Origin of the sequence: Bradyrhizobium sp. CCBAU 53340 (assembly GCF_015291645.1) — a bacterium.
In the GTDB taxonomy this organism is placed as follows: Bacteria; Pseudomonadota; Alphaproteobacteria; order Rhizobiales; family Xanthobacteraceae; genus Bradyrhizobium.
Map to the genome: position 1 here is coordinate 2,017,981 of NZ_CP030055.1, position 25,034 is coordinate 2,043,014.

A 25,034-nucleotide genomic window follows, 5' to 3' on the forward strand; every position below is an offset into this window, starting at 1 on the left:
AGGATGCGCATCGCCCTACTGAGCTTGGTGTTGCTGGTCATCGGCTCTTTGTCAGGGCACGCTCAGACCTATGACCCTCGGTATCCAGTCTGCATGAAACTATACGAGGGGTCTCTGGATGGCGGGGAGTGGATTGATTGCAGCTACACATCGATGCCGGAATGTCGCGCGTCAGCATCCGGCCGTCCGGCCATGTGTGAGGTAAACCCGTACTTCACCCCGGCGCAAAGGCGTCCCTTCGGCAGCAATGACGGCAACAGACGCCATTACTGACTGGCCTGTGGCGCAGGCTCTGACGCCCACGTCGTCTCAGCGATAATGCAGCGCGATCAGCTCGGCGACACAGGCGGGCTTCGTACCGCCTTCGATCTCGATCACGAGATGATAGTTCACACGCAGGCCGTCGGGAGGTACATCCTCCGCTTCCGCAATGGTGACCCGTCCCCGTAGCCTGGATCCCGCCGGCACGGGCGCCAGGTAGCGAATCCGGTCGGCGCCGTAGTTCAGGGTATTGCGCAGACCTTTCAGGCCGATCACGGATCGAATGAACAGCGGCGCGAGAGCCAGCGACAGCAGCCCGTGGGCGATGGTCTTGCCGCCGGGCATTTCCGTCTTGGCGCGCTCCTGATCGACGTGAATCCATTGTTCGTCGCAGGTCGCTTCCGCGAACTGGTTGATGCGTTCCTGCGTGATCTCGACCCAATCGCTCACCCCGATCTCGGTGCCGACGGCCGCTTTGATCTCATTGAAATCGCTGAATATCCGCATATCGGTTCGCCCGCTCAAATCTTCATTTCCGGAACGGTGTCGCCAATGGCGAGTTCGGCTTCCGTGACCGCCATGACCTCGCCGACGCTGACGCCGGGCGCAGTCTCGAGCAGGGTGGCCTTGCCGCCTGGAAATCCGATCACCGCGAGGTCGGTGACCACGAGGCTCACCGGCCGATCCGATGTCAGCGGCAGGTTACACTGCTTGACGATCTTCGATTTGCCCTTCGCCGCATGCTGCATGGCCACGATGACCCGTTTGGCGCCGCTGACCAGATCCATGGCTCCGCCCATGCCCGGCACCATCTTGCCGGGGATCATCCAGTTGGCGAGGTGGCCGTGCGCGTCGACCTGCAGGCCGCCAAGCACAGTCACGTCGACATGGCCGCCGCGGATCAGACCGAAGGACATTGCGCTGTCAAACGTGCTTGCGCCTGGCAGCGCGCTGATGGGCCGCCCGCCTGCGTCAGTGAGTAGCGGATGCTCCATCCCTTGCTCGGGGATTGGTCCGGTGCCGATCAGCCCGTTTTCCGACTGGAAGAACACTTTCAACTCGGGTGAGACGTAATTGGCCACCAGGGTCGGGATGCCGATGCCGAGATTGACGAGGTTGCCCGGCTTGAGCTCTTTCGCGACGCGCCGGGCGATGATCTCCTGTGCGTCCATGAGTTCACCCGTTTGCGTTGGTGATGAGGTAGTCGACAAGCGGGGCCGGCGTCATGACGTGATCGGGTGCGATGACGCCGACCGGCACGATGTGCTCCGCGGTCACGATCACGGTGTCGGCGGCCATCGCCATGACCGGATTGAAATTGCGGGAGGTGAGCGCATAGGCGAGGTTGCCGAGGTAGTCGGCAAGAAAGGTATGAACCAGCGCGAACTGCGCCCGCAGCGCCGTTTCGAGCAGATACGGCCGGCCGTCGACCTCGATCTGGCGCTTGCCTTCGGCGACGAGAGTGCCGACGCCGGTCGGCGTGAGCACGCCTCCCAGCCCGCACCCGCCCGCACGAATGCGCTCGGCAAAGGTGCCCTGCGGGATCAGATCGACGGCAACCTGATTGGCCAGCATCTGCTGCTGCGCCTTCGGATTGAGGCCGATATGGGTTGCCGTCAGCCGGGAGACGAGCATCGCATCGAATAGTTTGCCGACTCCCTTGCCTGGCGTTGCCGCGTCGTTGCTGATGACGCTCAGGTTGCTCTTCTTCTGTCGGACCAGTTCGTCGAGCAGGCGCTCCGGGGTCCCGACTCCCATAAAGCCGCCGATCATGATGCTGGCGCCGGCGGGGATCATCGCAACGGCTTCTTCGACGGAAACGGCCCTCATGGTCGGAGCTCCAGTCAATTCGTCGGTGGGATGTTCGCGCGCGTGCGGTGCGGGCCTTTGATCTGCGTCAACGCTTCCTGTCATTCTCGTCGTCGGGCGAAATGCCGATGCTCTGCAGCATCTCGTGCCATAACTTGCGCACTTCGGCATGGCGCCGCTCGAGCGCGGCGCTCACCGCTTCACGAAGGGGCAATAGACTCTCGCCCTTCAGGAACAGGATCTGGGCCTGTAGCAGCCGGCCGCTCTCGAACTCGACGCGCCGCAGCGCCATGACGAAGGGATCGCTGGCATTGGCTTCCAGGGGGAGCAGCGCCGCTGGCCGGATGCCGGCATGAATGGCGTGCGCCAGCGCCGCAAAATCGACGGCGAGCGCAAGTGAGTGATCGGGAATCCCTTGCGACGGCGCCGGAAACCATGCCGTCTCCCAGGCGACAGCGAGATAGGCGAGTGCGGGGTCCGGCGTCCAACTGGTCGCGCGCACCAGCAAAGAGACGATCTCGGACTCATTGTAGAATTGCGCGTTCAGTTCGGTCTGCCAGGCGGACTCCATCCTGAGCGGCAAGGCAAACGCCAATCGACGCGCGAGGGCACCGTGGCCGGAGACGATGAACGCCGCAACGCGGGTCTGCTGCCGTGGCGGCACGCGTCCCTCAGAATCCAGGGGGCCAAAAAGTTGGCTCATGTACGCACTCTCTGCACCGGGATGGCGCGCAAATGATCGTATCCGGCAGGAAACGGGATCAGGTCGCCGCCGGCGTCGTCGGGCGCGATCCAGACGGCCTGGTTGCCCTGCCAGTGGCCGGCCAACACATCGTCCGCGAAACGCGCGAGCAGGTCGGCCGTTAACGCCGGCTTCTCCAGCGTAAAGGCGTGATAGGCCCGTGGAATAATCACCAGTGAGCTGTTAGGGATCTGAACGCGGAGGGTTTCGTGAAGCGCGCGCGGCGTGAGGAAGTCGAACTCGCCGTTCAGGATCATCGTCGGCATGCCGATCGACGGCAGTTGCGCCGTTAGCGGCTCGAAATCGAGGAAGGATTCCATCAGGTTCTGCAGCGCGTAAACATCGTTCACCAGCCAACCCTGCCGTTTCACGCTGTCGAGCTTATCCAGGACAGGCGCGAGCCATTGATCCGAGACGTTCATCGGCAGCAGCAGATCCTGAAGATAGCTGGTCCCGCCGAGGATCAGGCCGGTGCGCAGTGCGTTGCCGAGCAGGAATAGTTGCGGCGGCAGCTCGGCAAAGCAACTCATCGGTACCAGTCCGGCCAATCGGTCGCCATGAGCAATGGCGTAGCGCAACGCGATCAGGCCGCCGAAGCTGATGCCGCTCAGGAACACAGGGCCGTCGCCCAACTCCTCGATCAGCAGGCGAAGCGCCGCGACCTGATCGTCCTGGCTGATGAAGAGAGCGGGCTTGTCGGACTCGCCTTGGCCGAGCAGGTCGAACGTGGCGACGCGGAAGTGGCGCGCGACGAGCGCGTCGCGATAAGCCGCCCACAGCTCGGCATACTGCGTGAGGCCGTTGACCAACACGTAGGCCGGCGCGCCAGCGGGACCGTCAAGCTCGTACCGGATCCGGTACGAACCGTGGGCAAGAAAGGGCATTGCGGCGATCCCGCAGGTAATTTGGTGTAGCAATATCCTCGATGAAAACGTCGCCCTTCCATTGAGTTAAATCAAAGGATGCGTCCTCTCCGCACCTAGCGTCCGATCAGAACAATCGCTGGAGGAATTCGCCATGATCGGGAGGCACATCGTGCGCCGTTATGTCCTCAGCTTTTTACTGTTATTGATCGGTACTTCGCTCGCGATCGCGCAACCATTTACGCGTCGCTCGTCGCAGATGCAGCACGACGAGTTGAAGAAGACGTATGAGATCGAGAATTTCCGTCTCGGCGGCAAGTACGATCTCAATGATCCTTCGAAATGGGAGAACGGCGGCGAGGGCGGTGTCACGCTGGAATCGCTCGGCGCCGGCAAGCTGCGCAGTGCCTATATCGCCGTCGGCACGCCGCGGCGTAACGCAGCGGGCGAGATTACGAACGCTGTGATCATCAATTCCTACTATTCGGGCGACTCCACTGACATGTATGAGCAGTGGGTCAAGGGGGCTGCCCTCTCCGGAGGCGTGCCGATCATCGGTCCGGGCCGGCCGATTGATACCGATCGCTATTATGTCGTTATGGTCGATCCGCTTGGCACCTGGGGTGCAAGCAAGCCATCCGACGGCCTCGGAATCAAATTCCCGCAATACAGCTACTATGACATGGTGCAGGTGAATTATCGCATGCTGCACGACGGCCTGAATATCGCCCACGCGGCGCTAGTGACCGGTGTCTCCATGGGCGGCACCCAGACATATGTCTGGGGCGTCATGCATCCGGAGTTTGTCAGCGCGCTGATGCCGATCGGCGGCACCACGCAGTCCGATGCCGAGGACCCGGTCGGCAACTGGACCTTTCAGCTGATGACAGCGGCGATCGAGTCCGATCCGGTGTGGCAGTCCACGAAGGGCGACTACTACAAGCTGCCCAAGGAGAAGCATCCGATGCCCGGCGTGGCCTTTGGATGGTCCGTGCTCGGCCTGACCGGTTATGATTTCGCGTTCCGCACCAGCCAGAGTTTCGCTGCGGTCCAGCCGGAGGTCTTTTACTGGGATCCGCCGAATGAGAAAGCCGGCAGCAGCGTGACCAATCGCGCCAAGCTGTATGACGCCGTCGATCTCGTCTGGCGCAACCGAGTCGGCGAGAACCACAACGTCAACCCGTATCTCGGCCGCATCCAGGCCCGCACGATGGTGATGCATATCACCAACGACCAGTGGCTGAATTACAAGCTGGCCGAACGGGCTGTCGACCGCATCCCTGGCGCGGACTTGATCGCCGAGGAGAGCCCCGTCGCCCACTACGGCGTGTTCTCGATCGTCAACCACCGGAAGAACGATCCGAAGTTCGTCGCTTTCATGGATGATGTCGCGAGCCTCGATCGCGCGCAGAAGTTCGTGGACAAGAACTATCGCGTGCCGGGGGTTGCGGAAAACATCGATCCCGCGAAGTCGTTCTGGAAGGACTACGTGACCTATCCCTATCCGGTCAAATACGCCAACGCGAAGGACAGGAGCGGCAACTCTTGGCAGATCGGCTACATGGACGAATATGCTGGCACCGACAGGGATCCGAAGGTGCTGGTCATCATCCACGGCAAAGGCGCCTTCGCCGGTCACTACGGCAACGTCATGCAGTACGCGTTGCGCAGCGGACTGCGCGTGATCGCGCCCGATCTGCCGCATTACGGCATGTCCGGGCCCGGCAATCTCGACAAGAGCCCGGCACGCACGATGCAGGACATGCGCGAGGTCATCTATGACCTCGTTGTCAGGCAGCTCGGCGTCAAGAAAGCCTATTATCTCGGTCACTCGCTCGGTGGTCAGTTCGTGATGGGCTATGCCCTGACCTGGCCGGACGCGGTGCAGGGCCTCGCGCTCGAAGCGCCCTCGGGGCTCGAGGAATACCCGCGCGACATCACGATCGCCAAGGACAAGAAGGCGAGGCTGTTCGACCAGGCCTTCGACCACGATTTCGACAAGTGGAAGGCGACCTGGGGCCCGACCGGCGTTCTCGATTCCGAAATCAAACGTTCGGAGCAGAACATCCGCGACTTCTTCTACTTCAAGAAGCGCGATCCGGAGTCCAACGTGGTGTCGGCGGCCAAGGCGGGTTACTTCTTTAACGACAGCGAGTATGCCCGCTTGCATACGGAGCAGCGTGTCGGGCTGACCAAGGGCAACCCCAAGGAGCTCGAACAGTGGTGCAACGTCTTCATCTACGACATCTATACGATCGGTGCGGAGCTGCAGCAGGACGATCCGAAGAATCTCTACGAGCGCCTCACCCAGATCAAGCAGCCGATCTTCCTGTCGTTCGGCGACAAGGAGCCGTTCATCCCGACGCCGGCCTTCAATGGCCTCACCGACCTCGGGCGCGACGTCATCTCGCCCTTCATGACGCGGATGACCAATGCGGGCAATCGGCCGATCCTGAAGATCTATCCGGAGACTGGTCACTTCATCCACACCGACAATCCGGTCGAGTTCCCGGTTGACGTGGTGGACTTTGTGACCAAGGGAAGCGTCGATACCTCGTCGCCCCTGGGCATCGATCGCATGATCAAGGGTGCGGTGGTCTCCGCCTTGCCGGTGGCGCCGACGCCGCCCGGCGCAGCGCCCACGGCCGGCCTCAACAAATAGGCGGGCTCATGCAAAGGGTGCAGGCGGGCGAAATCCGGCTTGGCTGGCGCGAGTGGGGGAAGGGCGACGTCACCGTCGTCTTCATCCACGGCAATCTCGCCAGCAAGGACTGGATCGAGCTCGCCGCGCCGCTGTTTCCGTCGGGCCTGCGGGTCATCGGGCTCGATTGGCGGGGCTGCGGTGACAGCGATCGACCGCAGCCAGCCACAGACTATTCCAACTACAACATGCAGCAGCATGCGGGCGACATGCTGGCTGCGCTCGACGCGCTCGGCGTCGGATATTGCCACCTCGCTACCCATTCCACCGGCGGCATCATTGCGGCACGGATGCTCCTGATGCAGCCGGAGCGTTTCGGACGGGTGTTCGCGCTCGATCCGGTCACTCCGCTCGGCATGGCCTTCAATGCCGACCAGATCGACGTGTTCCGCGCGATGATGGCAAGCAGGGAGGTGACACGCGCAGTGATGGCGACGGCGGCATCCTCATTGTTCGTTCCTGACAGTTTTGCGCCAAACACGGTGCCGCGGTTCAGAGAGGGGCTTGGAGATATCCAGCGCTTGTTCGAGCGCATTCTCGAGCAAACCTTCAGCGTCTCCGAAGGAATCTGGATCGGGACGCCGGTCAATCTCAACCGCGAGTGGGAGAGCAAGGAGCTGCAACGCCGGATGGCGGAGATCAGACACCCGCATCTCGTGCTGTGGGGCGAGCGGGACGGCTGGATCCCACCGGCGGATCTGAGGACGATGGTGGCGGCGATGCCGGACTGCCGGCTGGTCATCGTGCCGGGAGTTGGCCATTCGATGAATCTGGAAAACCCGGCGCTCTATGCCGGCTATTTCGGGGCCTGGTTCGGAGGACTGGCGAGATAGTCGATCGCTATCCGCAGAAACTGTGTGAGGACGGTATCATGGCCGGCACTGACAAGCTCTCGGTTGAGAAGGCGCTCGAAAAGTTGCGCAAGGACGAGCTGCCGAAATCCAGGACAGAACAGCAGGACGAGAAGACCGAAGCACTCAAAAAAGAGATAAAGCGCTTGAGAGGACAGAGGCTGCGTCTCGACCCGGCCTCACGCGAGCGCGGTTGAACTCCGATTTGTTGCGATGGCCCTTCAATTCCTGACTGGCGCTCTCGTCAGCGCGATTAACATCATGGTCCACGCGATCGTGACGGTGGGCGCTATCGGCATCGCCCGGGCCGCTGGCTTGAGGCACACCACGCGGCCGAGACTGCATTTGATGGCCGTCATGGTTGCAACGGCAGCGACGTTGATGCTTGCACACACGCTTGAGATTCTCGTGTGGACCGCGGCCTACCTGATCGTCGGTGCGGCACCGGCCGGATCTGATCTGCTCTATTTTACCTTTGTCAATTACACCACGCTGGGCTACGGCGATATCACGCCTCTTGCGTCTTGGCGTTTGATCGGGCCGATGACCGCCATGAACGGCATCCTTCTGTTCGGCTGGTCGACCGCAGTTCTGTTCGAAGTCCTGCGCAAGACGCTGGATCACCTCGCCGCGATCGGGGCTGCCGGATTCAGCCCTGTAGATCGATAGTGGCGAGCTTCTGGCGGTCCGACAAAACGATCTGGCGTTGCGTATTGCCGAGAAAGGCAATGATGCCAAGCTCGTGCAGCCGTGACAATGCGCGCGACACGGTTTCGAGCGTCAGGCCGAGATAGTCGGCGATATCGCGACGCGACATCGGCAGCGCAATCACGCCGGCTCCGGTCAGTCGCTGGTCCATCTCGAGCACGAAGGCGGCAACGCGCTCCAGCGATGTCTTGCGTCCCAGCAGCAGCATATGATCCTCGGCGTGCTGAAGGTTGTTCGTCGTCATGCTGAGCAGGTTGTTGGCAACGACTGGATCACTGTCGGCCACCAGTTCAAGAGTCTGCCTGCGAATCAATCGGACGGTGGTATCAACGATCGCTTCCGCCGTGAAGCGGTGCGAACTGCCGTTTTCGAGCCCGAAGATATCGCCGGAAAGGTGAAACGCGCCGATTTGACGCCGTCCGTCCGACAAGAGCTTGTAGCTTCGTACCGCCCCCGTCTTGACTTGATAGACGTACTCGGCCGGCTCCTTCTCTCCGTAAATCTCCGTTCCCTTCTTGTAGTTGAATTCGCTCAAGCTGACCGCGGGGTTTAGATCGCTGGTCACTCCGAGGTCACGAAGGGAATTGGAGCGGGAGGTCACGTCGCTAGTGCGCACGAACATGGGCCAACTCCTCAAAACGAATCGCTGAATTGGTTCAAACAGAATTCCATCGCGAGAAATGCGCCGCGCTATCCCACTCCCGCCGAGGTTGATTTACGACTAAAGAGGATATTCCTGTCCATTGTCTCTAGGGACAATGTACCTTCGCACGGGGGCGAAGCTTCGTGCGCGGAATGAGAAGACCGAGAGCAACATGCATGATTTGAAGCAATGTTTCGATTGAACGGTTTTGCTAAGCACGACGTCATTCACATAGATGGAATTGCCTTCAGATCTGAACGCCTTGGGCTGGTGTCCCGCTCAAGCGGGGCGCCGCAAAGGCATCAGCGGCTAAGAGGTAGAATTGCCCGGCCTGGTTCATGTGGTAGACGATGACGCTTCGTTTCGCACCGCGATAGAGCGGCGGCTGCGACTGGCAGGTTACGACGTCGTCGTACATTCCTCGGCGGAGGAGCTGCTCGATCACCTTCCAGGCGGTGAAAGACCTGCGTGCGTGCTGCTCGACGTGAAGATACCAGGCCTCAGCGGTCCTGATCTGCAAAGCCGGCTGAACGAACTTGGCTCGACATTGCCGATCATCTTTGTCACCGGGTACGCTGACACGGCAACGACCGTGCGCACGATCAAGGCCGGTGCAGAGGATTTCCTGACGAAGCCGGTGTCGTCAGAACAGTTGATCGACGCCATAGAGCGCGCCTTGGCGCGTCACAATGCCGCACAAGGCCAGCGAAGCAAGCTCGGTACGTTTCGCGCCCTGCTGTCGTCGCTGACGCCGCGCGAGCGGCAAGTCTTGGACCTCATCGTACGTGGCAAGATCAACAAGCAGATCGCTTACGAGCTCGGAACGACGGAGCGGACGATCAAGGCGCATCGTCACCAGGTCATGGAGAAGATGCGGGTGAGCTCGTTCGCAGAACTGGTTTCGATCGCGGAACGGCTCGGCCTGCTTGGTCCGGATGACGGATCACAGCGCTAGACGGGTTTCGCGTCCACTCGCCGCTTCGACGCGCCGACCTGTACCAAGGGGCAATATCACATGTTATTGACGGCACGGGCCTCAGCGCGCGCAATGCATAATCAAGGCAACTCCGATACTGCGCCGGCATGCCGGGACACAGCCAGTTTGGAGCTCTCAAGCCCAGAAGGCCGATCATGCCCGAAGCGAAGTCCATCTACGTCGTTGACGATGATCAGTCGATGCGCACGAGCATCGGGCGGCTACTCCGTGAGTACGGCTACGCAGCAAAATTGTTCGACTCTGCGCGGGCGCTACTCAGCCACGGAAGATTCGACCAAGCCATTTGCATGATCATCGATATCAACCTCGAGAATGGATCCGGGATCGACCTTCGGCAACAGCTCCTGAGGCAGGGCATCACCGCGCCGATCGTCTTCATCACAGGTAATGACAGCGAGGCCCACCGCGCTGAGGCGACGAAGGTGGGATGCGCCGCTTACTTGACGAAGCCGTTCTCGGCAAAGTCGCTGATCGCGTCCATGGCAAGGGCGCGCGGACCGACCGCTTAGCTGGGCCGAGCTGCCGACGAAACATACCTGCCGGTTCGATGCGCAACTCAGCTCATTTTATTGATTTCGATCAACGGTCAGCCCGGGCCGGGAGTCACGTTCTGTCTGATTTCCACCCTTGAGGGAGAGACGGACATGACGAGAAATGCCAAGTTCTTTGGAATGGCGGTGATTGTTGCGCTCGCGACCGCGGCTCCGCTATCGCCCCACTATTCACCCGCGAGCTTGCTATCCGTGTCGCTGGATCGTGCCCAGGCGAGAGTTGGGCGGCCGCTTACACCGATGAGTGTCGCGGGCGTCAATCGCCGCGTGCATCGCCGCGCGTACTATGGTGCCGCAGCAGCGGGAGCGGCGGCTTACGGTGGGTACCGCTACGCCTATCCGCGGGCATGCGGGTACGCTCCATATCCGCCTTGCTATTGAACCTCTCTTGATAACGAAGCCATCGGAAGGTTCTCGTGCAATTGCTCCGCTCAATCACATCGATGACCCTTGGCGGGTTGGTCATGAGTGCGTCATTGGCTGTCGTGGGCACGACCGTGAGTGGCGGCCCGGCAGCCGCGGCCGTGTATTGCCAATACATTGACTATCCGCCGAGCTGCATCGCCAGAGCCGGCGTCATGCTGAGACCGCGGCCCGTCGCCCGCGCTGCCGCTCGCGAGGCGGTGCGGCCGGGAACGCCGATGAATCGCGGCGGTCCTGTCAATCGCGTCGGGCGTCGCTGAATGACAGCGTTCGAAGCCTTCTTCACTACGAAGCCCCGGTCTCACGCCGGGGCTTTGCCTATTTGAAAGCCCGTCGAGAGCGCCAGTTTCAAGCCCGGCTAGGGACGCGGTGGCTACGGATGCTTACTTAGGCTGCGCCGAGTTTGCGCCAGATCAAGCCGGCGTTTGGGCCTCGATCTAGCGTCGATCAATTCTTGCGGCGATGCCCGGGTACGGGCTCAGGTGGAATGAGCAGCATCATGCTTTTCAAGACACTCACGTTGCATTCACTCATCTACATCGCGGGCATGACCACGGCGATGGCCGTTTACCAAGCCATTCCACTGCCTGCCCTTTCTGCGGGACCTCAGTCCTCGCTCGAACAAGCCGCAAATCGCTCGCGGAAAGGCGACAGGCTGCCAACGGTGCAATTGAAGCGGAGAGCACTGGACAAATTGCCGCTGCGTCTGCAACCGCGAGACCTGCTCAAATCGGGCAAAGCGGTCTGCAAGCCTCCCATCGACGTGCCGGGCCGGTGCTTTGCGGAGGCCACGTCGGTCCAGAGGCTCGGTTAGGATCGTTAGCGGCCGCCGAGATGGCGCGCTCAGGGTGAGATTTCAATCGTTGTATCCTGAGATCCCTGAGCCTGGATCAATTCGAATAGCGATCGCGCCTGTTCCGGCGCCAACCGGATGCAGCCGTGGGACACGGCACGCCCAAGATTGCGGACCTCAAACGTCCCATGAATTGCGTATCCGCCCAGGAAGAAGATCGAATAGGGCATCGGTGTGAAGTCGTAGAGCTTCGAGTAATGCATGCGCTGGAGAGAATAAGGCCGGTAGGTACCGGTCGGAGTACGGTATCCACGCCGCGCCGTCGAGACTGGCCAGGCCGCAAAATCCGCTCCATCGACGGCGACGAGCATCGTCTGGGTGGAAAGCTGCACCCGGATCGTGATTGATGCGTGCGCATTTTGACCGCCGAGGCCGAGGAGCAGCAATACGGCCAAGATCAGGGTCGAAGGCAGTCGTGCAGGCATTTCGTTTCTTCCAAGTGCTGCTTCAACAGAGAAGCTTGGCCCGATGAGATCAGGCTGGCCGCCTTCCAGCGTCCAGCACATGATGGCAGGGAGCATTCCCAAAGTTGCTGCAAGTTAGGTGAGTTTCGACGTGCATCGTTGATCCGACGCAAGTCCACGCCTTTGTAGTTCCTGTCGGTTTTCGGCAATCAGACGCTTCTGCGGTGCTTTGAATGCCGGCTTCGCAAGCGCATGCGGCCGGGCCGCTTCCGGTCAAATACGTAGGCGGGACTTAAGTTGCTGCAGATCAAATTCGCTCTGACGCAGCCTGCCTAGCATTCATGCATCGTTAATTCGGTCGGAGTGTCCTACGATGCTGGTCAGGACCAATGTCTCCAGCAGCCGTCCGGTGGACGGGCATCTCGCAGCACTCGCCGGCGAGCGCGTGTTCTGCAGTGAATTCAAATATCGTAGAGGAACGGAGATCTTCGGCGAAGGCGAGGAGACGGAGTACGTCTACCAGATCATCTCAGGGGCCGTGCGGACCTACAAGCTGATCTCTGATGGCCGTCGCCAGATCAATTCGTTTCACCTACCGGGCGATATGTTTGGCTTGGAGAATGGCGCAACGCACCGTTTCACTGCGGAAGCGGTTGTTGAGACCAGTGTTCGCATCACCAAACGGCGGAGCCTCCTCGATGCGATGCAAAGTCGGGAATCGGGCGCTTCGAGCCTTCTCGGCCTGGTGACGCGAAATCTCCAGCACGCGGAGAACCACATGCTTCTGCTCGGTCGGAAGACGGCATTGGAGCGCGTAGCCGCGTTTCTGCTTGAAATCGACGAGCGGATCGGCCATCCGAGGACCATTGTGCTGCCCATGAGCCGGCGCGACATCGCCGACTATCTCGGATTGACGCTCGAAACGGTGTCGCGCGCGTGCTCCACGCTGCGTGACCAGAAGATGCTGAAGTTCGAAGGGGCAACACAGCGGCAGATCGTGCTGCTGGACCGCAAGGGGCTTGCCGAATACGATGCCTGAGATGGGCGCGGCTCGTCATTCCTCTATGTCTTGCTCAAGCGTCTGCGCCGGTGGTCCATCGTGAGCGGTGCTGAACTGAGCGAGTGGCAGGGACGTCGTCAGCGACAGCAGATTGGAATCGACGACTTCCAGCGTCAGTGTCTTTCCTGATTCCATCTCCTTGACCAGTTTGGAATTCGCCACGTCGCCTGCGATGCAGCCGTTGCTGACGCACCAACTATAGGGGATTGGGTGATACGCGCCGGTGTCGACCTTCAGCTTGGCGGGTATTCGCAGGTACATGCCGACGGGGACGAAGACCTGCATTCGCGCGTTGCCGCTTTTCTCTCGCTCGATCAGGTCGATCCGAACCGCCATCTGTCCGGTTTCATAAATTCCCGAGATCGAGGTCCTGCAAAGAAGCGGGGGTCCGGCAGCCTTGAAGCAGAGCTTCTTCCATTCACCGTACTTGATATCAACCGTGGAACGCTGCCCGCGTGGCGCGATCTCCGCGAAGACAGGCGCCGTCAAAGCGCTGGCCGCCAGCCAAGCGCTGCAAACCCACCTGCAAGCGGAGTTATGATCGCTAAGATGCATATCTTGGCCCTCCTGATGCAAGCACAACCATCACTTCAGCGCGTTGAGAAATTTGGTGACAAGCGGCGACCAAATCGGAACCGCATCGGGCGAACCGACGAAATAATGTCCCTCGTTGCCGAAGGGCGGCATGAGGTGATATTCGGCTTGGCCGCCGCCAGCGGCAAAGGCCTGATGCATCCGCTTCGACAATGCCGGGCCAAAGAACGTGTCGTTCTCGATGTAGATCCACAGCATCGGCACTCGCGAGGTGCGGCCGAATTCGCCCGTGGTCTCGACCAGCTTGTCGGGCGCACAATTATTGTTCGGCTTGCCGTCGACCCGGCCGCCGCGGCCCGCGGCGAAGGTGATGATCGCCTTGACCTGCGGCGGATTCAGGCTCGACAGGGCGAGTGCGGCCCAACCGCCGGCGGATTGTCCGACCACGATCACGCCGTCAGGCAGGACGCGCTTCTCGGCAACCATGTACTCGATGATCCAGAGGTCAGCCTGGGCGACGGCAAGGCCCGCATCGCGGAAGTTCGGATTGGTGCATTTTCCGACCTTCGAGAAGAATGGTCCGTAGATCCCGCGCTCGGGAATATCGATGGCGGAGGCGCCATATCCGGTGCCGACCGGCGCCACCACGAGGTAGCCTTGCCGGGCAAACCATTTGGCGGCGTCGCGGAACTCCACCAGCGGAAAGAAGCTGCGATCGGTCGGGTTGAGGGAGACGCCATGGTTCATGATCACCAGCGGGAAGGGACCATCGCCTACCGGACGCACGAGATACGCAAACATCGGGAGCGGCAATGGCAGAGCCCAGATCTCCTCCTGAATGCGTCGAGGGGTGGCTTGATCATCAGCATGGGCCATGCCGATCCAGAAGGCCGGCAACAGCAGGACCGTCCGCAATAGCCGCTGGATCGAGGAATACCACCGCATTCCGTCCTCCTCATCCGGCAAATGTCGCCGCCACGATGATGGGGCCAAGCACTGTCAGGACAACGTTCCCAACTGCATAGGGCACTGCGACGCCGAGCACGGGAGTCTGGCTTTCTGCGACCTCGCAGGCACCTGTTACGGCGGCATCAACAGTCATCGCACCGGCGAGCGCACCGCAGGTGACGACGGGGTTCATGCGCAGCACGTGGTAGGCGAACAGCGTCGCCACGATCAGCGGCACCAGCGTAACGACGAGGCCCATGCCGACCAGTAGCAACCCATGTGCCTGGATCGCGATCCAGGCCGCATGGCCGTTGCCGAGGCCAACGGCGGCAATGAAGGCGCCCAGGCCCAGGTCGCTCAGCGTCTGCTGCGCAGCCGGCGGCATCGCGCCCATGGTCGGCCGGCGCGAGCGCAACCAACCGCAGACAAGGCCCGCGATCAAGGCTCCACCTCCGCCGCCGAGCGTCAGCGCGATGCCCGCGACCTTGAAACTGATCAGACCCGCCAATAATCCGACCGCGATACCGACCGCGAGAAAGGCAATGTCGGTGCGGTCGCCCGCACGCAGGATTTGTCCGACATGCCCGGCTGCGCGTTCGATGTTGCGACTGGTGCCGACCAGCGTCATGACGTCGCCAACATAGATGCGCGTGTCCGCGCTGAGCGGCACCTCGCGTCCCATCCGCGTCAGGGTCCGCAGGAACACGCCGCGCGCATTGCTGCCGACGCGATCGGCGACGTCCTGGACCGAGCGGCCATGGAGCTTGCGGTTGTCGACCAGCACGTCGACCACATTGCCCGGCATGGCCTTCAGGATCTCGTCGGCGTCAATCTCGGTGCCGAGCACGGGCCGCGCGGCGACGATCACCGCCGTCCGTCCGGCGATCACGATGTCGTCGCCGGCCTCGAGGATCGTGTCGAGATGCGGCTCGATGTCGGCGCCTTGACGCACGATGCGCTCGATCACTGTCCGGCTGCCGATCTCGTCCTCGATCGCCTTCAAAGTCCGTCCGGCGGCGGCAGAAACGCGGTAGGCGCGGGCCTGGAATTTCCGATAGTGCAGGTTCTCGGACTTGGGAGGCTCGCCGCCGGACAGCTCGATCTCGAGTTTCTTGGCCTCGTCCTTGAGATTGACCCCCATCAGCTTGGGCGCGACGAACGGGACATAGATCAGCGTCAGGATATACCCGAGCACATAGGTGACGGCATAGCCCGCCGCGATGTTCGCCTCCTGCTGCTCGAGCAAAGTCTTCGGCAGACCAAGCTGCGCGAGCGCTCCCGAGGCGGTGCCGATGACGGAGGATTGCGTCAGGGCACCGGCGGCAAGGCCGGAGGCGGTGCCTGGATCGAGTCCCAAAGCGAAAGCAAAGGTGAGGACGATGAGGAGGCCCGTGCCGCCAAGCACGAGCGCCATGGCAACCTGGGCGAGGGTACGGATGCTCAGGGAAGCAAAGAACTCGGGACCGGATTTGTAGCCGATCGTGAACACGAACAGGCTGAACAGAATGACTCTCAGCACCGACGGAAACGCGAAGCTGCCCAGTTGGCCGATGAGCACGGCCACGATGAGCGTGCATGCGGTGGTGCCGACCGAAAAGCCCCTGATCTTGACCCGCCCCAGCACAGTCCCAAGAGCGACGGCAAGCAGCAAAAAGATTTCCGGAGCGGTGGAGATGATCCACCTGACGGTGTCCATGAGCGTTATTCCCCAGCGCATTGTTCCGGACGGAGTTGAATCCTCAAAGCCGCTGGGAGGTTTGATTCAGGTCAAGCCTTTGCTTCGCCGGCGCGGCGTCAATGGACCGCTGCCGGATCGACGACACGCGCGTATCGGATATGGCTTCATTGAATATCACCGCTACTCCATTGCTGCGTCGCGACGAGACGATCGCCGTCGCACTGCTGCTGGCGTTCGCTGGCGGGTGTCTCGACGCCTATACGTGGATCATCCATGGCGTGATGGCAAACGCGCAGACGGCGAATCTCGTCCTTCTCTGGGTCAACGGAATGGAAGGCGACTGGATGAGAGCGCTGCAATTTGGCCCTCCGATGCTTGCATTCGCGGCTGGTATTGTGATCGCTGCCTGGCTGCGTCGCGCAACGGGAGAGAAGGCGAGCGTCATTAGTACGTTGCTCGAGATTCTCCTCCTGATCACCATCGGCATTTTTCATAATCGAATGCCCGAGATTGCCGGCACACTGGGAATTTCGCTCGTTGCGGCGATCCAGGCAGCAGTCTTCATCAAGGTCGAAGGCGCGACTTACAGCACGGTGATGATCACCGGTAACATGCGCCAGGCGATCGAGGGCATTTTCGCAGTGGCCTCCGGCGGTGTCGGCGTCGAGACATTGCGGCGATCTGGCATTTTTGCGGCCGTATGCTGCGCCTTCGGCCTTGGCGCGGCCCTTGGCGCTCTGATGACCAAAGCCGTCCCGGACCTCGCATTGGGACTTCCCGTCGTCGCGCTGCTGATCGTGCTGCTCCGATGCGAAGCCGTGAACTCAGAGGCGAACTCATGAAGCCGATGTTCGAACAATGGGGCGGCTGGAGCCGTTTCCTTCCGCCGTTCAGCTGGATCTCGGGTTATCGGATCGCGTGGCTGCCTTCCGACACGGTCGCGGGCGTGACGCTGGCCGCGTATGCGATTCCGGTATCGCTCGCGTATGCGGCGCTGGCGGGGTTGCCGCCGCAAATCGGCGTCTACGGCTATATTCTTGGCGGCATCGGATATGCGCTGCTCGGATCGTCGCGCCAACTTGCCGTTGGCCCGACCTCGGCCATTTCACTGATGATCGCCGGCACCGTCGGCTCGCTCGCGGCGGGGGATCCGGCTCGCTACGCGCAAATTGCAAGCCTTGTCGCCTGCGCGGTGGCGCTGCTTTGCCTGATCGCCTGGCTGTTCAAGCTATCGAGTCTCGTTCGCCTGGTCAGCGACAGCATTCTCGTCGGCTTCAAGGCCGGCGCCGGGCTCACCATCATCATGAGCCAGCTGCCGGCTCTGTTCGGTGTTCCCGGTGGCGGCCGCAATTTCTTCGATCGGGCCGTCCACATCGCAGGCCAGCTCGGTGATACAAACCTCCTCGTATTCATTGTCGGCGCCGTTGCGCTCTTGCTGTTGCTGCTCGGCGAGCGGCGCCTGCCTGGCCGGCCCGTCGGTATTACCATTGTCGGACTCTCGATCCTGGCCGCTACGTTGCTTGGATTGCCTGCCATGGGGGTGCCCGTCACCGGCAAGATCCCCCAGGGCCTGCCGACTCTCGCAGTTCCGACCTTCGGGCTGGTTGAGCCCGAAGAACTGTTTCCCATTGCCGCCGGTTGCCTGCTTCTTGCCTATATTGAAGGGGTATCCGCCGCGCGCAGCTTCGCTGCCAAGCATGGATATGCGCTCGACGTCCGGCAGGAGTTTCTCGGCTTGGGTGCCGCCAATCTCGCCGCGGCATTTGGCCACGGCTATCCAGTCGCCGGCGGGTTGTCCCAATCAGCCGTGAACGATAACGCCGGCGCACGGACACCACTGGCACTCCTGATCTGCTCAATCACCCTGGCACTATGTCTGTTGTTCTTCACTGGCCTGCTGACCAACCTGCCAAAAGCAGTGCTGGCTGCTATCGTTTTTACCGCGGTCTACCGGCTGGTGGACGTCCTCGCGCTGGTGCGCATGTGGAAAGTCAGCCGGATCGACTTCTACGCCGCTGCCATTGCGCTGACTTCGGTGCTGCTCCTTGGCATCCTCCAAGGCGTGCTGCTCGCTGCGATTGCGTCAATCTTCCTGTTGCTGGCGCGGGCATCGCAGCCAAACATCGCGTTTCTCGGACGCTTGCCGGGAACCGGCCGCTATTCCGACAGCGCCCGACATGATGGCGTGGAGCCCCTGGTCGGCGTGATCGCATTCCGCCCCGAGGCCTCGCTGCTCTACATCAACGCCGAGACGATCCTGTCGTCCGTGCTGAACGCACTACAAAAAGCGGCCGACATCCGGCTGGTCGTCTGCGATCTCTCGGCATCGCCTTATATCGATCTCGCCGGCGCGAGCATGCTCCACGCTCTTTACGACGAACTCGCGTCCCGGCGCATCGCGCTTTGCATTGTCGGCGCGCACGCGCAGCTGCGCGACCTTCTGCGGGCGGAAGGACTGGCCGAGAAGACCGACAGCGCGCAGTGGCTGCGGACGCTCGACAGCGTTCTGAGCAGTCCCGACGCAAGAGGCGCGTGATCGCGCATTTTGCGCTGCGATATGCGCGCTCTGCCGCGGCTGACGAGATGCCCCGGACCGTTGACTTGAATCAACGAAGCCCACGGGCACGCGGCCACGATCCCGCATCATTTGCCGATGGATCGGGAGAGCGACATGGCCAAGGAATCCAAGCCCACACACAAGCGTATCGATCAGTTCTTCTCCGGTCCCGGGGGACGGGCGGACGCTTGGCGCGATCTCGTGGAGGCAGCGAAAATCTGGGCGCGGGTCGGCAATCGCGCGGCCTACGATGCGGCGCTGGCCGAGCTCTCGATCACCGAAGAGTTCCATGGCTATCCCGGTCTGCACCTGATGTCAGAGCTGCGGGAAGCGGCCGCAGCGGGCGACGGATCCACATCGTTTGCGCTTGCAACGAAGATCGCCCAGGCGCTGGCGACGCGCTCTTTCCGCCAGCATGCCGGCGACTGGAGCCCCAAGGATGAGAGTAATGGCGACGTGCCCGAGCTGGTACCGCCGTCGTTCGGCGCGCATACGTTGCGCCGGCCCTATTTCGAAACCTTGATCGTCACGGGCGTGCCGTCCAGCCACTGGCCGGCGCTCGCCGCGGAATGGCGCAAGCTGCGCCGCCCGGTCGATGGCTTCATCTATGAGCCTGTCATCGTCGGTAGCCTTGAAGACGCGTTCTGCGCGACCATGCTCAACCCCGACATCGCCGCCGTTATTATCAACGAGGGCTTCGGACTGCGCTCGCGGCACGATGCACCGGTGCTCCGCTCGATCATGGCCACGGCGGCTCTGAATGACGAATCCGACGCGTCCGCGCTGCGGCTTGCTCAGATCATCAAGAAGGTTCGCCCCGAACTCGACCTCTACATGATCTCGAACCGCGACGTCGAGGAATTGGCTGGCAATCCCGACGCCAGCGTCGTGCGCCGCATCTTCTATTCGGTGGAAGAGCTGTTGGAGCTTCATCTGTCGATCCTCGAAGGCATCCAGGACCGCTACGACACGCCGTTCTTCGACAATCTGAAGAGATATGCCCAGCGTCCGATTGGAACCTTCCATGCGCTGCCGATCGCGCGAGGCAAATCGATCTTCAAGTCGGACTGGATTCGCGACATGGGCGAGTTCTATGGCCCGAATCTGTTCCTGGCCGAGAGCAGTGCCACGACCGGAGGCCTCGACAGCCTGTTGGAGCCGACGGGCAACATCAAGAAGGCGCAGGACAAGGCGGCGCGCGCTTTCGGGGCTGATCGCGTGTTCTTCGTCACCAACGGCACCTCGACCTCGAACAAGATGGCGGTCCAGGCGCTGCTCTCGCCGGGCGACATCGCGATCGTGGACCGTAATTGCCACAAATCGCATCACTACGGGATGGTGCTGGCCGGTGCCCAGCCGCTCTACGTCGAAGCCTTTCCGATGACGGAATACTCGATGTACGGCGCGGTGCCGCTGAAGACCATCAAACAGGCGCTGCTCAACGCCAAGGCCGACGGTCGGCTCGACCGGGTCAAGATGGTGGACCTGACCAACTGTACCTTCGACGGCCACATCTACAACACGCGCCGGGTGATGGAGGAATGCCTCGCGATCAAGCCGGATCTGATCTTTCTCTGGGACGAGGCCTGGTTTGGCTTCGCGCGCTTCTCGCCGTTCCTGCGGCCGCGCACCGCGATGGGCGCAGCCAACGATATCGAGGCGTGGATGCATGACCCGAAATCTGTCGCGGCCTATGAGAAGCAGCAGACCGAGCTCGGCAAGAATCCGTCCGATGAAGTCCTGCTCAAGACTCGGCTCGTTCCGGATCCGCGCCAGATCCGCTTGCGCGTGTACCAGACCAACTCGACCCACAAGTCGATGTCCGCGATCCGGCAGGGCTCGATGCTGTTCGTCAAGGACGTCGAATTCCACACCGTCGAGCAGCAGTTCAAGGAGGCGGTCTTCACCCACGCCTCGACCAGTCCGAACCAGCAGCTGATCGCGAGCCTCGACGTGGCGCGGCGCCAGATGGAGCTGGAGGGCTATGGCCTTGTCGCCAATGCGATGGAGATCGCGCTTGCGATTCGGCAAGCGGTCAACAACAACCCGCTGATCTCGAAATACTTCCGCATCCTCGATGCCTCCAGCATGGTGCCGGCGGCCTTCCGGCAGACCGGCTTCGTCGACTATCTCGCGCCTGGCACCAATTGGGCCACCGCGCTGAAGAGCCTGCAGGACGACGAGTTCTGTCTCGATCCGACCCGCATGACGCTGGTCTGCGGCACGGCTGGCTTCGATGGCACGCAGTTCAAGGGCATCCTGGCGAGCGAGTACGGCATCCAGGTCAACAAGACCTCGCGCAACTCGGTGCTGTTGCAGTCGAACATCAACAACACCCGCAGCGATGTCGCGCATCTGGTCCGCGTACTGGCGGAGATCGCGGCCGAGGTCGACCGCGGGTTGGCGCAAGGCGGCGCGAATGCGAAGAAGACGTTCGAGGCGCGGGTCACGAGCTTGATGAAGGACGTGCCGGACCTGCCGAACTTCTCGCATTTCCATGCGAGCTTCCGGGGCGACGCGGGGGCCAAGACCAACGAGGGCGATATCCGCAGCGGCTTTTATTCGGCCTACGACGCCGCCGGTTGCGAGTTCATCCGCCTCAACGATTCCGAGATCGACCGCCGGCTGAAGGCTGGACCCGACCTCGTCTCGGCCAGTTTCGTGATCCCGTATCCGCCGGGCTTCCCGATCATGGTGCCGGGCCAGGTCATCACGCAGGAAACCATCGATTTCATGCGCAAGCTCGATGTGAAGGAAATCCATGGTTACGACGCCAAGGAAGGCCTGAAACTCGTACGCACCGAGGCTCTGGCGAAGATCGGCAGGCCCAAGCCTGCCGCGGCGCCGAAGCTCAAGGCTGCATCTTAGAGGGGACCGAACATGCAGAGCTTTTTCGCATTCCTTCAACAGTATCCATATTTGTTGCTGTTCTTCGTCGTCGGGCTCGCTGTCTATATCGGCCGGGCCAACATCAAGGGCTACGGTCTCGGCATGGTCGCCGGTGCCATCGTGGTGGGCGCGGGCCTATCGGTGTGGGCCTCGACCTACGGCGTGAAACTCGAGCTGAACAACTTCGCCAAGAGCCTCTTCTACTATCTCTTCATGTACGGTGTGGGCTTGCGGGTCGGCCCGTCCTTCATCAACAGCCTGAAGGGTGACGGCCTCAAGTTCTGCATTCTCGCCGTCGTCTCGAGCGTGCTCGGCCTTGCGCTGGTGGTCATCGGTGCCAAGCTGTTCGCGCTGCCAACCGGCGCGGCCGGCGGCATGCTGGCGGGGTCGCAGACCATGTCCGCCGCTATCGGCTCGGCCGAGCAGGCCGTCACGTCCGGTGTGGTCAAGCTGCCTGCGGGCATGAAGCCCGAGGACGCGTCCGGCATGATCGCGCTCTCCTACGGCATCACCTACATCTGGGGCACCGTTGGCATCATCCTGATCTGCAAATATCTGCCGCGCTGGTGGGGCGTCGATGCCAAGGCCGCCGCGAAGCAGTATGAGCTGGAGTTCGGCGTCAAGGATCTCGAAGGCGGCGGCCTCACCGGCTATCGCCAGTTCGGACTCCGGGCCTATCGGCTGGAGAATCCGGCAACCGCCGGTATGAGCATTGCAAAATTCCGCGCCATGAATCCGGAGTACCGGATCGTCAACGTGGGGCGGAACGGCGAACCGCAGGGTGCCGATGCCGAGCTTGTGCTGCAAAAGGGGGACATCGTCGCACTGGGCGGCTCGACAGAGCATCTCACCGACAAGATGGGTCTGATCGGTCCCGAGGTCGCCGACGCCAAGACGCTCGGCATTCCGATGGACCAGGCGGACATCCTCGTCACCAACAAGGACATGGTGGGACGCACGTTCGAGTCCTTCCGTGACACCGCAATCGCCGGCCAGCTGCAGGTGACCAAGGTCGAGCGGGGCGGCGTGCAGATCCCGGCTGGCTTGAAGACCAAGCTGGAGCGGATGGACATTGTCTCGGTGGTCGGCTTGAAGTCCGCCGTGAACGAACTCGGCGACATGTGGGGCCGTATCGCCCGCACCAATACCTCGACCGACCTGCTGACCCTGTCGGTCGGCATGATCATCGGCTTCCTGATCGGGATGGTCGAATTCCCGGCATTCGGCGCCAAGGTTGGCCTTGGCAATGCCGGCGGGCTTTTGCTGTCGGGCGTGATCGTCTCCTCGATCGTGTCCCGCCTGCGCTTTTTCGGCAATACGCCGAACGCGGCACGCAACGTGCTCGAGGATCTCGGCCTCGTCGTCTTTGTCGCCATCGTTGGCGTCAATGCCGGGGCGGGTCTCCTGTCCCAGCTAACTGGTGCGATCGCACTGAAGATCTTCATCGTCGGCTTCATCGCTTGCACGATCCCGCCGTTCATCGTCTGGGCGATCGGCTACCACGTGTTCAAGATCAATCCAGCCGTTCTGATGGGCGGGGTCGCCGGCGCGCGCTCGCATTCCGGTCCTTGCCGCGAGGCCGCGGTGGAGATCCAGAGCTCCGTGCCCTGGATCGGCTTCCCGGTCGGTTATGCCGTCTCGGGCATCCTGCTCACGATCTTCGGCTACTTCGCAATGCTTCTGGCTCAATAGACGGGCCAAACTCAGGGGAAAGTAAAGTCATGAAGAAAGTTGTTGCTATTGCTACTCTGCTCCTCGGTGTCGCCGGCTCAAGCGCGCCCGCGCGCGCCGAAACCGGCAGCGTCGCCGTGGTCTTCACCAAGGGCGGCTTCATCGTCGGTGTCGGAGGCGGCGAGGGCGTGCTGCACCTGCGTGGCAAGAATTATCCGTTCACCGTCTCCGGCATGAGCGTCGGTTTGACCGTGGGGGCCTCAACGACCAAGTTTGTCGGTCGTGCGTTGAACTTGCGAGGCCCGGCATCGATCGAAGGTTCTTACGCTGTGGGCGGAGCCGGCGGCGCCGTTGCGGCCGGTGCTGGGGCAGTTCAACTGCAAAACGCGAACGGCGTGATCCTGCAGCTCAGCGGGCCGAAGGTGGGCGCCGAAGTGTCGGCAGCCGTCGGCGGAGTTACGATCAAACTAAAATAGATTGTATCGTGAACGAGATAGGCCGCGCCCAGCGCGGCCTATTCTTCATGGAGCTTGACCCGTTGGTCAGTAGCGCTCTTCGACGAACCTCATTCCACGCAGGCTCGCTTGGTCATTGTAGCGCCCCTTCTCGGAGCGCGGCGGCAGCTTGACCTTGTCCTTTCTGATCCGCTTGTAGGGGATCGAATCCAGGAGATGCGCGATGCAGTTGAGCCGCGCCTGTCGCTTGTCGTCGGACCGGACGATCACCCAAGGGGCATGCTTGGAGCTGGTCGCCTTGAACATAATGTCCCGCGCCTTGGAATAATCGTACCAGCGCCGGTAGGACTCGGTGTCCATCGGGCTCAGCTTCCATTGCCGGAGCGGATCGTCGATCCTGGCCTTGAAGCGTCGCTCCTGTTCTTCCATCCCGACTTCGAGCCAGATCTTGACCAGAATGATGCCACTCTCGATCAGATGTCTCTCCATATTCGGGCAGAGCTCAAGAAAGCGCTGGTGCTGGGCGGGCGAGCAGAAACCCATGACGTATTCCACGCCGGCGCGATTGTACCAGCTGCGGTCGAAGATCACGACCTCGCCGCCGGCGGGGAAATGCTGCATGTAGCGCTGGATGTAGAGCTGCGACTTTTCACGGTCGGACGGCGCGGGAAGGGCGACCACGCGGAACACGCGTGGGCTCACCTTCTCGGTGATCGCCTTGATCGTGCCGCCCTTGCCCGCGGCATCCCGGCCTTCGAAGAACACCACGACGCGCAGCTTTTTCTCCTTCACCCATTCCTGAAGATGGCAGAGCTGGACTTGGAGCTTGTCCAGCTCCTTTTCATAGGTCTTGCGCTTCATCCGCGCCGCGGCCTCGTCCTTTGCCATGCTCCGCCTTTCGCTTGTCGGATCGGATTCTGACGGTGCCGATCAGTCGCCCCAGGAGATCGTGATGCCGATATCGCCGGGCATGCCGCCGGGGAAATCGATGATCTGGTAGCCGATGCGATAGCCGCGCGGCTTCAGATAATCGGTCCAGAGCTGGAAGATTTCCTTCGGGATACCCGTTAGCGTCTTCTCCCAGCCTGCTTCCTGCTGATTGATGGCACGGCCCTTATCGGTGCACAGCGTGTTCGGAAAGCGATAGACCAGCACCTCGGTCAGGCCGTTGCGCACCGCTCGCTGGATGATGCTCGCGGCAAGCTTGATTTTCTCTTCCTCCGTCTTGCCAGATGGCTTGCTCAGCCGCTCGATCAAGGCGCGCTTTTCGTCCTCCGCGGCAGCGGCGAGCTTCGCATATTCTTCCGCCTTCTCGGCTTCCTTGAGGGCCGCTTCCTTGCGGATCTGCGTGGCGTTGGGGATCAGGGTGTCGAGATTGGCGGACATTGCCGATGCCTCCTGCTGCTCTGTTCAAGCAAAAAGGCTAGGCGAGGCAG

At 61.7% G+C, this 25,034-nt stretch carries 26 protein-coding genes; 14 read left to right on the forward strand and 12 right to left on the reverse strand.

Translation table 11 applies throughout. The annotated features are described in order from the left end of the window. Nucleotides 1-3 precede the first annotated feature (3 nt). The gene (locus tag XH89_RS09445; RefSeq protein WP_194466802.1) at nucleotides 4-273 is read left to right on the forward strand and encodes a DUF3551 domain-containing protein; all 270 of its coding nucleotides are present in this window, start codon (nucleotides 4-6) and stop codon (nucleotides 271-273) included. 36 nt (nucleotides 274-309) lie between these two features. Here the strand turns inward: XH89_RS09445 and XH89_RS09450 are convergent, their stop codons facing one another. The 5 genes from XH89_RS09450 to XH89_RS09470 all read right to left on the reverse strand — a co-directional run bounded on the left by XH89_RS09450 (nucleotide 310) and on the right by XH89_RS09470 (nucleotide 3,696). Beyond that, a complete protein-coding gene (locus XH89_RS09450) occupies nucleotides 310-768 on the reverse strand; it encodes a MaoC family dehydratase (protein ID WP_194466803.1) in 459 nt (152 codons plus the stop codon). 14 nt (nucleotides 769-782) lie between these two features. Further along, a complete protein-coding gene (locus XH89_RS09455) occupies nucleotides 783-1,433 on the reverse strand; it encodes a 3-oxoacid CoA-transferase subunit B (protein ID WP_194466804.1) in 651 nt (216 codons plus the stop codon). A 4-nt stretch (nucleotides 1,434-1,437) separates the two neighbouring features. Continuing rightward, complete coding sequence (locus XH89_RS09460) at nucleotides 1,438-2,091, reverse strand: CoA transferase subunit A (protein WP_194466805.1); 654 nt, start codon at nucleotides 2,089-2,091, stop codon at nucleotides 1,438-1,440. A gap of 67 nt (nucleotides 2,092-2,158) precedes the next feature. Further along, complete coding sequence (locus XH89_RS09465; protein WP_194466806.1) at nucleotides 2,159-2,773, reverse strand: hypothetical protein; 615 nt, start codon at nucleotides 2,771-2,773, stop codon at nucleotides 2,159-2,161. Then, complete coding sequence (locus tag XH89_RS09470; protein ID WP_194466807.1) at nucleotides 2,770-3,696, reverse strand: alpha/beta fold hydrolase; 927 nt, start codon at nucleotides 3,694-3,696, stop codon at nucleotides 2,770-2,772. Before XH89_RS09470 ends, XH89_RS09465 begins: the two co-directional genes overlap by 4 nt. 133 nt (nucleotides 3,697-3,829) lie before the next feature. Here XH89_RS09470 and XH89_RS09475 point away from each other — a divergent pair, with 133 nt between their 5' ends. From XH89_RS09475 to XH89_RS09490, 4 genes are read left to right on the forward strand one after another with little or no spacing between them, the layout of a single operon-like run. Then, on the forward strand, nucleotides 3,830-6,337 hold the full coding sequence (locus tag XH89_RS09475) for an alpha/beta hydrolase (RefSeq protein ID WP_194466808.1): 2,508 nt from the start codon (nucleotides 3,830-3,832) through the stop codon (nucleotides 6,335-6,337). 8 nt (nucleotides 6,338-6,345) lie between these two features. After that, the gene (locus tag XH89_RS09480) at nucleotides 6,346-7,209 is read left to right on the forward strand and encodes an alpha/beta fold hydrolase (protein WP_194466809.1); all 864 of its coding nucleotides are present in this window, start codon (nucleotides 6,346-6,348) and stop codon (nucleotides 7,207-7,209) included. A gap of 38 nt (nucleotides 7,210-7,247) precedes the next feature. Next, nucleotides 7,248-7,424 carry a hypothetical protein gene (locus XH89_RS09485; protein ID WP_194466810.1) on the forward strand — a complete coding sequence of 59 codons (177 nt, stop codon included), beginning with the start codon at nucleotides 7,248-7,250 and terminating at the stop codon, nucleotides 7,422-7,424. Nucleotides 7,425-7,440: 16 nt separating this feature from the next. Next, nucleotides 7,441-7,896: a potassium channel family protein gene (locus XH89_RS09490; RefSeq protein WP_194466811.1), complete on the forward strand. Its 456-nt coding sequence runs from the start codon at nucleotides 7,441-7,443 to the stop codon at nucleotides 7,894-7,896. On the opposite strand, the gene XH89_RS09495 is transcribed toward XH89_RS09490, so the two are convergent. Continuing rightward, complete coding sequence (locus tag XH89_RS09495; protein ID WP_194466812.1) at nucleotides 7,877-8,557, reverse strand: helix-turn-helix domain-containing protein; 681 nt, start codon at nucleotides 8,555-8,557, stop codon at nucleotides 7,877-7,879. The genes XH89_RS09490 and XH89_RS09495 overlap by 20 nt on opposite strands. A gap of 343 nt (nucleotides 8,558-8,900) precedes the next feature. Here XH89_RS09495 and XH89_RS09500 point away from each other — a divergent pair, with 343 nt between their 5' ends. The 3 genes from XH89_RS09500 (at nucleotide 8,901) to XH89_RS09510 (ending at nucleotide 11,363) form a co-directional block, all read left to right on the forward strand. Continuing rightward, nucleotides 8,901-9,533 (forward strand): response regulator transcription factor, encoded by a 633-nt coding sequence (locus tag XH89_RS09500; protein ID WP_194466813.1) that lies wholly within the window; start codon nucleotides 8,901-8,903, stop codon nucleotides 9,531-9,533. A gap of 176 nt (nucleotides 9,534-9,709) precedes the next feature. Further along, nucleotides 9,710-10,084, forward strand: a complete 375-nt coding sequence (locus tag XH89_RS09505; protein ID WP_194466814.1) for a response regulator — start codon at nucleotides 9,710-9,712, stop codon at nucleotides 10,082-10,084. Nucleotides 10,085-11,048: 964 nt separating this feature from the next. Then, on the forward strand, nucleotides 11,049-11,363 hold the full coding sequence (locus tag XH89_RS09510; protein ID WP_194466815.1) for a hypothetical protein: 315 nt from the start codon (nucleotides 11,049-11,051) through the stop codon (nucleotides 11,361-11,363). Between the two features lie 29 nt (nucleotides 11,364-11,392). On the opposite strand, the gene XH89_RS09515 is transcribed toward XH89_RS09510, so the two are convergent. After that, nucleotides 11,393-11,923 carry a L,D-transpeptidase gene (locus tag XH89_RS09515; RefSeq protein ID WP_246767777.1) on the reverse strand — a complete coding sequence of 177 codons (531 nt, stop codon included), beginning with the start codon at nucleotides 11,921-11,923 and terminating at the stop codon, nucleotides 11,393-11,395. A 256-nt stretch (nucleotides 11,924-12,179) separates the two neighbouring features. Here XH89_RS09515 and XH89_RS09520 point away from each other — a divergent pair, with 256 nt between their 5' ends. After that, complete coding sequence (locus XH89_RS09520; protein ID WP_194466816.1) at nucleotides 12,180-12,845, forward strand: helix-turn-helix domain-containing protein; 666 nt, start codon at nucleotides 12,180-12,182, stop codon at nucleotides 12,843-12,845. Nucleotides 12,846-12,860: 15 nt separating this feature from the next. Here the strand turns inward: XH89_RS09520 and XH89_RS09525 are convergent, their stop codons facing one another. Genes XH89_RS09525 through XH89_RS09535 form a run of 3 tightly spaced genes read right to left on the reverse strand, consistent with a single transcriptional unit; the run spans nucleotide 12,861 to nucleotide 16,044 of the window. After that, complete coding sequence (locus XH89_RS09525) at nucleotides 12,861-13,421, reverse strand: invasion associated locus B family protein (protein WP_194466817.1); 561 nt, start codon at nucleotides 13,419-13,421, stop codon at nucleotides 12,861-12,863. Nucleotides 13,422-13,451: 30 nt separating this feature from the next. Beyond that, entirely contained in the window at nucleotides 13,452-14,345 is an 894-nt protein-coding gene (locus tag XH89_RS09530; protein WP_194466818.1) for a S9 family peptidase, read from the reverse strand. A gap of 10 nt (nucleotides 14,346-14,355) precedes the next feature. Then, on the reverse strand, nucleotides 14,356-16,044 hold the full coding sequence (locus tag XH89_RS09535) for an aspartate:alanine exchanger family transporter (protein ID WP_194466819.1): 1,689 nt from the start codon (nucleotides 16,042-16,044) through the stop codon (nucleotides 14,356-14,358). Nucleotides 16,045-16,184: 140 nt separating this feature from the next. Between XH89_RS09535 and XH89_RS09540 the strand changes: the two genes are divergently transcribed. The 5 genes from XH89_RS09540 (at nucleotide 16,185) to XH89_RS09560 (ending at nucleotide 23,619) form a co-directional block, all read left to right on the forward strand. After that, complete coding sequence (locus XH89_RS09540) at nucleotides 16,185-16,868, forward strand: YoaK family protein (RefSeq protein WP_194468424.1); 684 nt, start codon at nucleotides 16,185-16,187, stop codon at nucleotides 16,866-16,868. Between the two features lie 5 nt (nucleotides 16,869-16,873). Further along, nucleotides 16,874-18,562, forward strand: a complete 1,689-nt coding sequence (locus XH89_RS09545; protein WP_371825224.1) for a SulP family inorganic anion transporter — start codon at nucleotides 16,874-16,876, stop codon at nucleotides 18,560-18,562. A gap of 135 nt (nucleotides 18,563-18,697) precedes the next feature. After that, nucleotides 18,698-21,451 (forward strand): beta-eliminating lyase-related protein, encoded by a 2,754-nt coding sequence (locus XH89_RS09550; protein WP_194466821.1) that lies wholly within the window; start codon nucleotides 18,698-18,700, stop codon nucleotides 21,449-21,451. Between the two features lie 12 nt (nucleotides 21,452-21,463). Further along, entirely contained in the window at nucleotides 21,464-23,164 is a 1,701-nt protein-coding gene (locus XH89_RS09555; protein ID WP_194466822.1) for an aspartate:alanine exchanger family transporter, read from the forward strand. A 29-nt stretch (nucleotides 23,165-23,193) separates the two neighbouring features. Next, complete coding sequence (locus XH89_RS09560; protein ID WP_194466823.1) at nucleotides 23,194-23,619, forward strand: hypothetical protein; 426 nt, start codon at nucleotides 23,194-23,196, stop codon at nucleotides 23,617-23,619. 66 nt (nucleotides 23,620-23,685) lie between these two features. On the opposite strand, the gene ppk2 is transcribed toward XH89_RS09560, so the two are convergent. Beyond that, nucleotides 23,686-24,486: a polyphosphate kinase 2 gene (ppk2, locus tag XH89_RS09565; protein ID WP_194466824.1), complete on the reverse strand. Its 801-nt coding sequence runs from the start codon at nucleotides 24,484-24,486 to the stop codon at nucleotides 23,686-23,688. Nucleotides 24,487-24,528: 42 nt separating this feature from the next. Then, nucleotides 24,529-24,984 carry a hypothetical protein gene (locus XH89_RS09570; protein ID WP_194466825.1) on the reverse strand — a complete coding sequence of 152 codons (456 nt, stop codon included), beginning with the start codon at nucleotides 24,982-24,984 and terminating at the stop codon, nucleotides 24,529-24,531. Between the last annotated feature and the right edge of the window lie 50 nt (nucleotides 24,985-25,034).

What these genes read in the sequence shown, in the direction of transcription:
- XH89_RS09460 (WP_194466805.1), bottom strand. Translation starts at nt 2,091, where the DNA reads ATGAGGGCCGTTTCCGTCGAAGAAGCCGTTGCGATGATCCCCGCCGGC.
- XH89_RS09470 (WP_194466807.1), bottom strand. Translation starts at nt 3,696, where the DNA reads ATGCCCTTTCTTGCCCACGGTTCGTACCGGATCCGGTACGAGCTTGAC.
- XH89_RS09530 (WP_194466818.1), bottom strand. Translation starts at nt 14,345, where the DNA reads ATGCGGTGGTATTCCTCGATCCAGCGGCTATTGCGGACGGTCCTGCTG.
- XH89_RS09540 (WP_194468424.1), top strand. Translation starts at nt 16,185, where the DNA reads ATGGCTTCATTGAATATCACCGCTACTCCATTGCTGCGTCGCGACGAG.
- XH89_RS09450 (WP_194466803.1), bottom strand. Translation starts at nt 768, where the DNA reads ATGCGGATATTCAGCGATTTCAATGAGATCAAAGCGGCCGTCGGCACC.
- XH89_RS09455 (WP_194466804.1), bottom strand. Translation starts at nt 1,433, where the DNA reads ATGGACGCACAGGAGATCATCGCCCGGCGCGTCGCGAAAGAGCTCAAG.
- XH89_RS09570 (WP_194466825.1), bottom strand. Translation starts at nt 24,984, where the DNA reads ATGTCCGCCAATCTCGACACCCTGATCCCCAACGCCACGCAGATCCGC.
- XH89_RS09525 (WP_194466817.1), bottom strand. Translation starts at nt 13,421, where the DNA reads ATGCATCTTAGCGATCATAACTCCGCTTGCAGGTGGGTTTGCAGCGCT.
- XH89_RS09490 (WP_194466811.1), top strand. Translation starts at nt 7,441, where the DNA reads ATGGCCCTTCAATTCCTGACTGGCGCTCTCGTCAGCGCGATTAACATC.
- XH89_RS09545 (WP_371825224.1), top strand. Translation starts at nt 16,874, where the DNA reads ATGTTCGAACAATGGGGCGGCTGGAGCCGTTTCCTTCCGCCGTTCAGC.
- XH89_RS09515 (WP_246767777.1), bottom strand. Translation starts at nt 11,923, where the DNA reads ATGCTCCCTGCCATCATGTGCTGGACGCTGGAAGGCGGCCAGCCTGAT.
- XH89_RS09465 (WP_194466806.1), bottom strand. Translation starts at nt 2,773, where the DNA reads ATGAGCCAACTTTTTGGCCCCCTGGATTCTGAGGGACGCGTGCCGCCA.
- XH89_RS09560 (WP_194466823.1), top strand. Translation starts at nt 23,194, where the DNA reads ATGAAGAAAGTTGTTGCTATTGCTACTCTGCTCCTCGGTGTCGCCGGC.
- XH89_RS09505 (WP_194466814.1), top strand. Translation starts at nt 9,710, where the DNA reads ATGCCCGAAGCGAAGTCCATCTACGTCGTTGACGATGATCAGTCGATG.
- XH89_RS09510 (WP_194466815.1), top strand. Translation starts at nt 11,049, where the DNA reads ATGCTTTTCAAGACACTCACGTTGCATTCACTCATCTACATCGCGGGC.
- ppk2 (WP_194466824.1), bottom strand. Translation starts at nt 24,486, where the DNA reads ATGGCAAAGGACGAGGCCGCGGCGCGGATGAAGCGCAAGACCTATGAA.
- XH89_RS09535 (WP_194466819.1), bottom strand. Translation starts at nt 16,044, where the DNA reads ATGGACACCGTCAGGTGGATCATCTCCACCGCTCCGGAAATCTTTTTG.
- XH89_RS09485 (WP_194466810.1), top strand. Translation starts at nt 7,248, where the DNA reads ATGGCCGGCACTGACAAGCTCTCGGTTGAGAAGGCGCTCGAAAAGTTG.
- XH89_RS09555 (WP_194466822.1), top strand. Translation starts at nt 21,464, where the DNA reads ATGCAGAGCTTTTTCGCATTCCTTCAACAGTATCCATATTTGTTGCTG.
- XH89_RS09480 (WP_194466809.1), top strand. Translation starts at nt 6,346, where the DNA reads ATGCAAAGGGTGCAGGCGGGCGAAATCCGGCTTGGCTGGCGCGAGTGG.
- XH89_RS09495 (WP_194466812.1), bottom strand. Translation starts at nt 8,557, where the DNA reads ATGTTCGTGCGCACTAGCGACGTGACCTCCCGCTCCAATTCCCTTCGT.
- XH89_RS09550 (WP_194466821.1), top strand. Translation starts at nt 18,698, where the DNA reads ATGGCCAAGGAATCCAAGCCCACACACAAGCGTATCGATCAGTTCTTC.
- XH89_RS09445 (WP_194466802.1), top strand. Translation starts at nt 4, where the DNA reads ATGCGCATCGCCCTACTGAGCTTGGTGTTGCTGGTCATCGGCTCTTTG.
- XH89_RS09520 (WP_194466816.1), top strand. Translation starts at nt 12,180, where the DNA reads ATGCTGGTCAGGACCAATGTCTCCAGCAGCCGTCCGGTGGACGGGCAT.
- XH89_RS09475 (WP_194466808.1), top strand. Translation starts at nt 3,830, where the DNA reads ATGATCGGGAGGCACATCGTGCGCCGTTATGTCCTCAGCTTTTTACTG.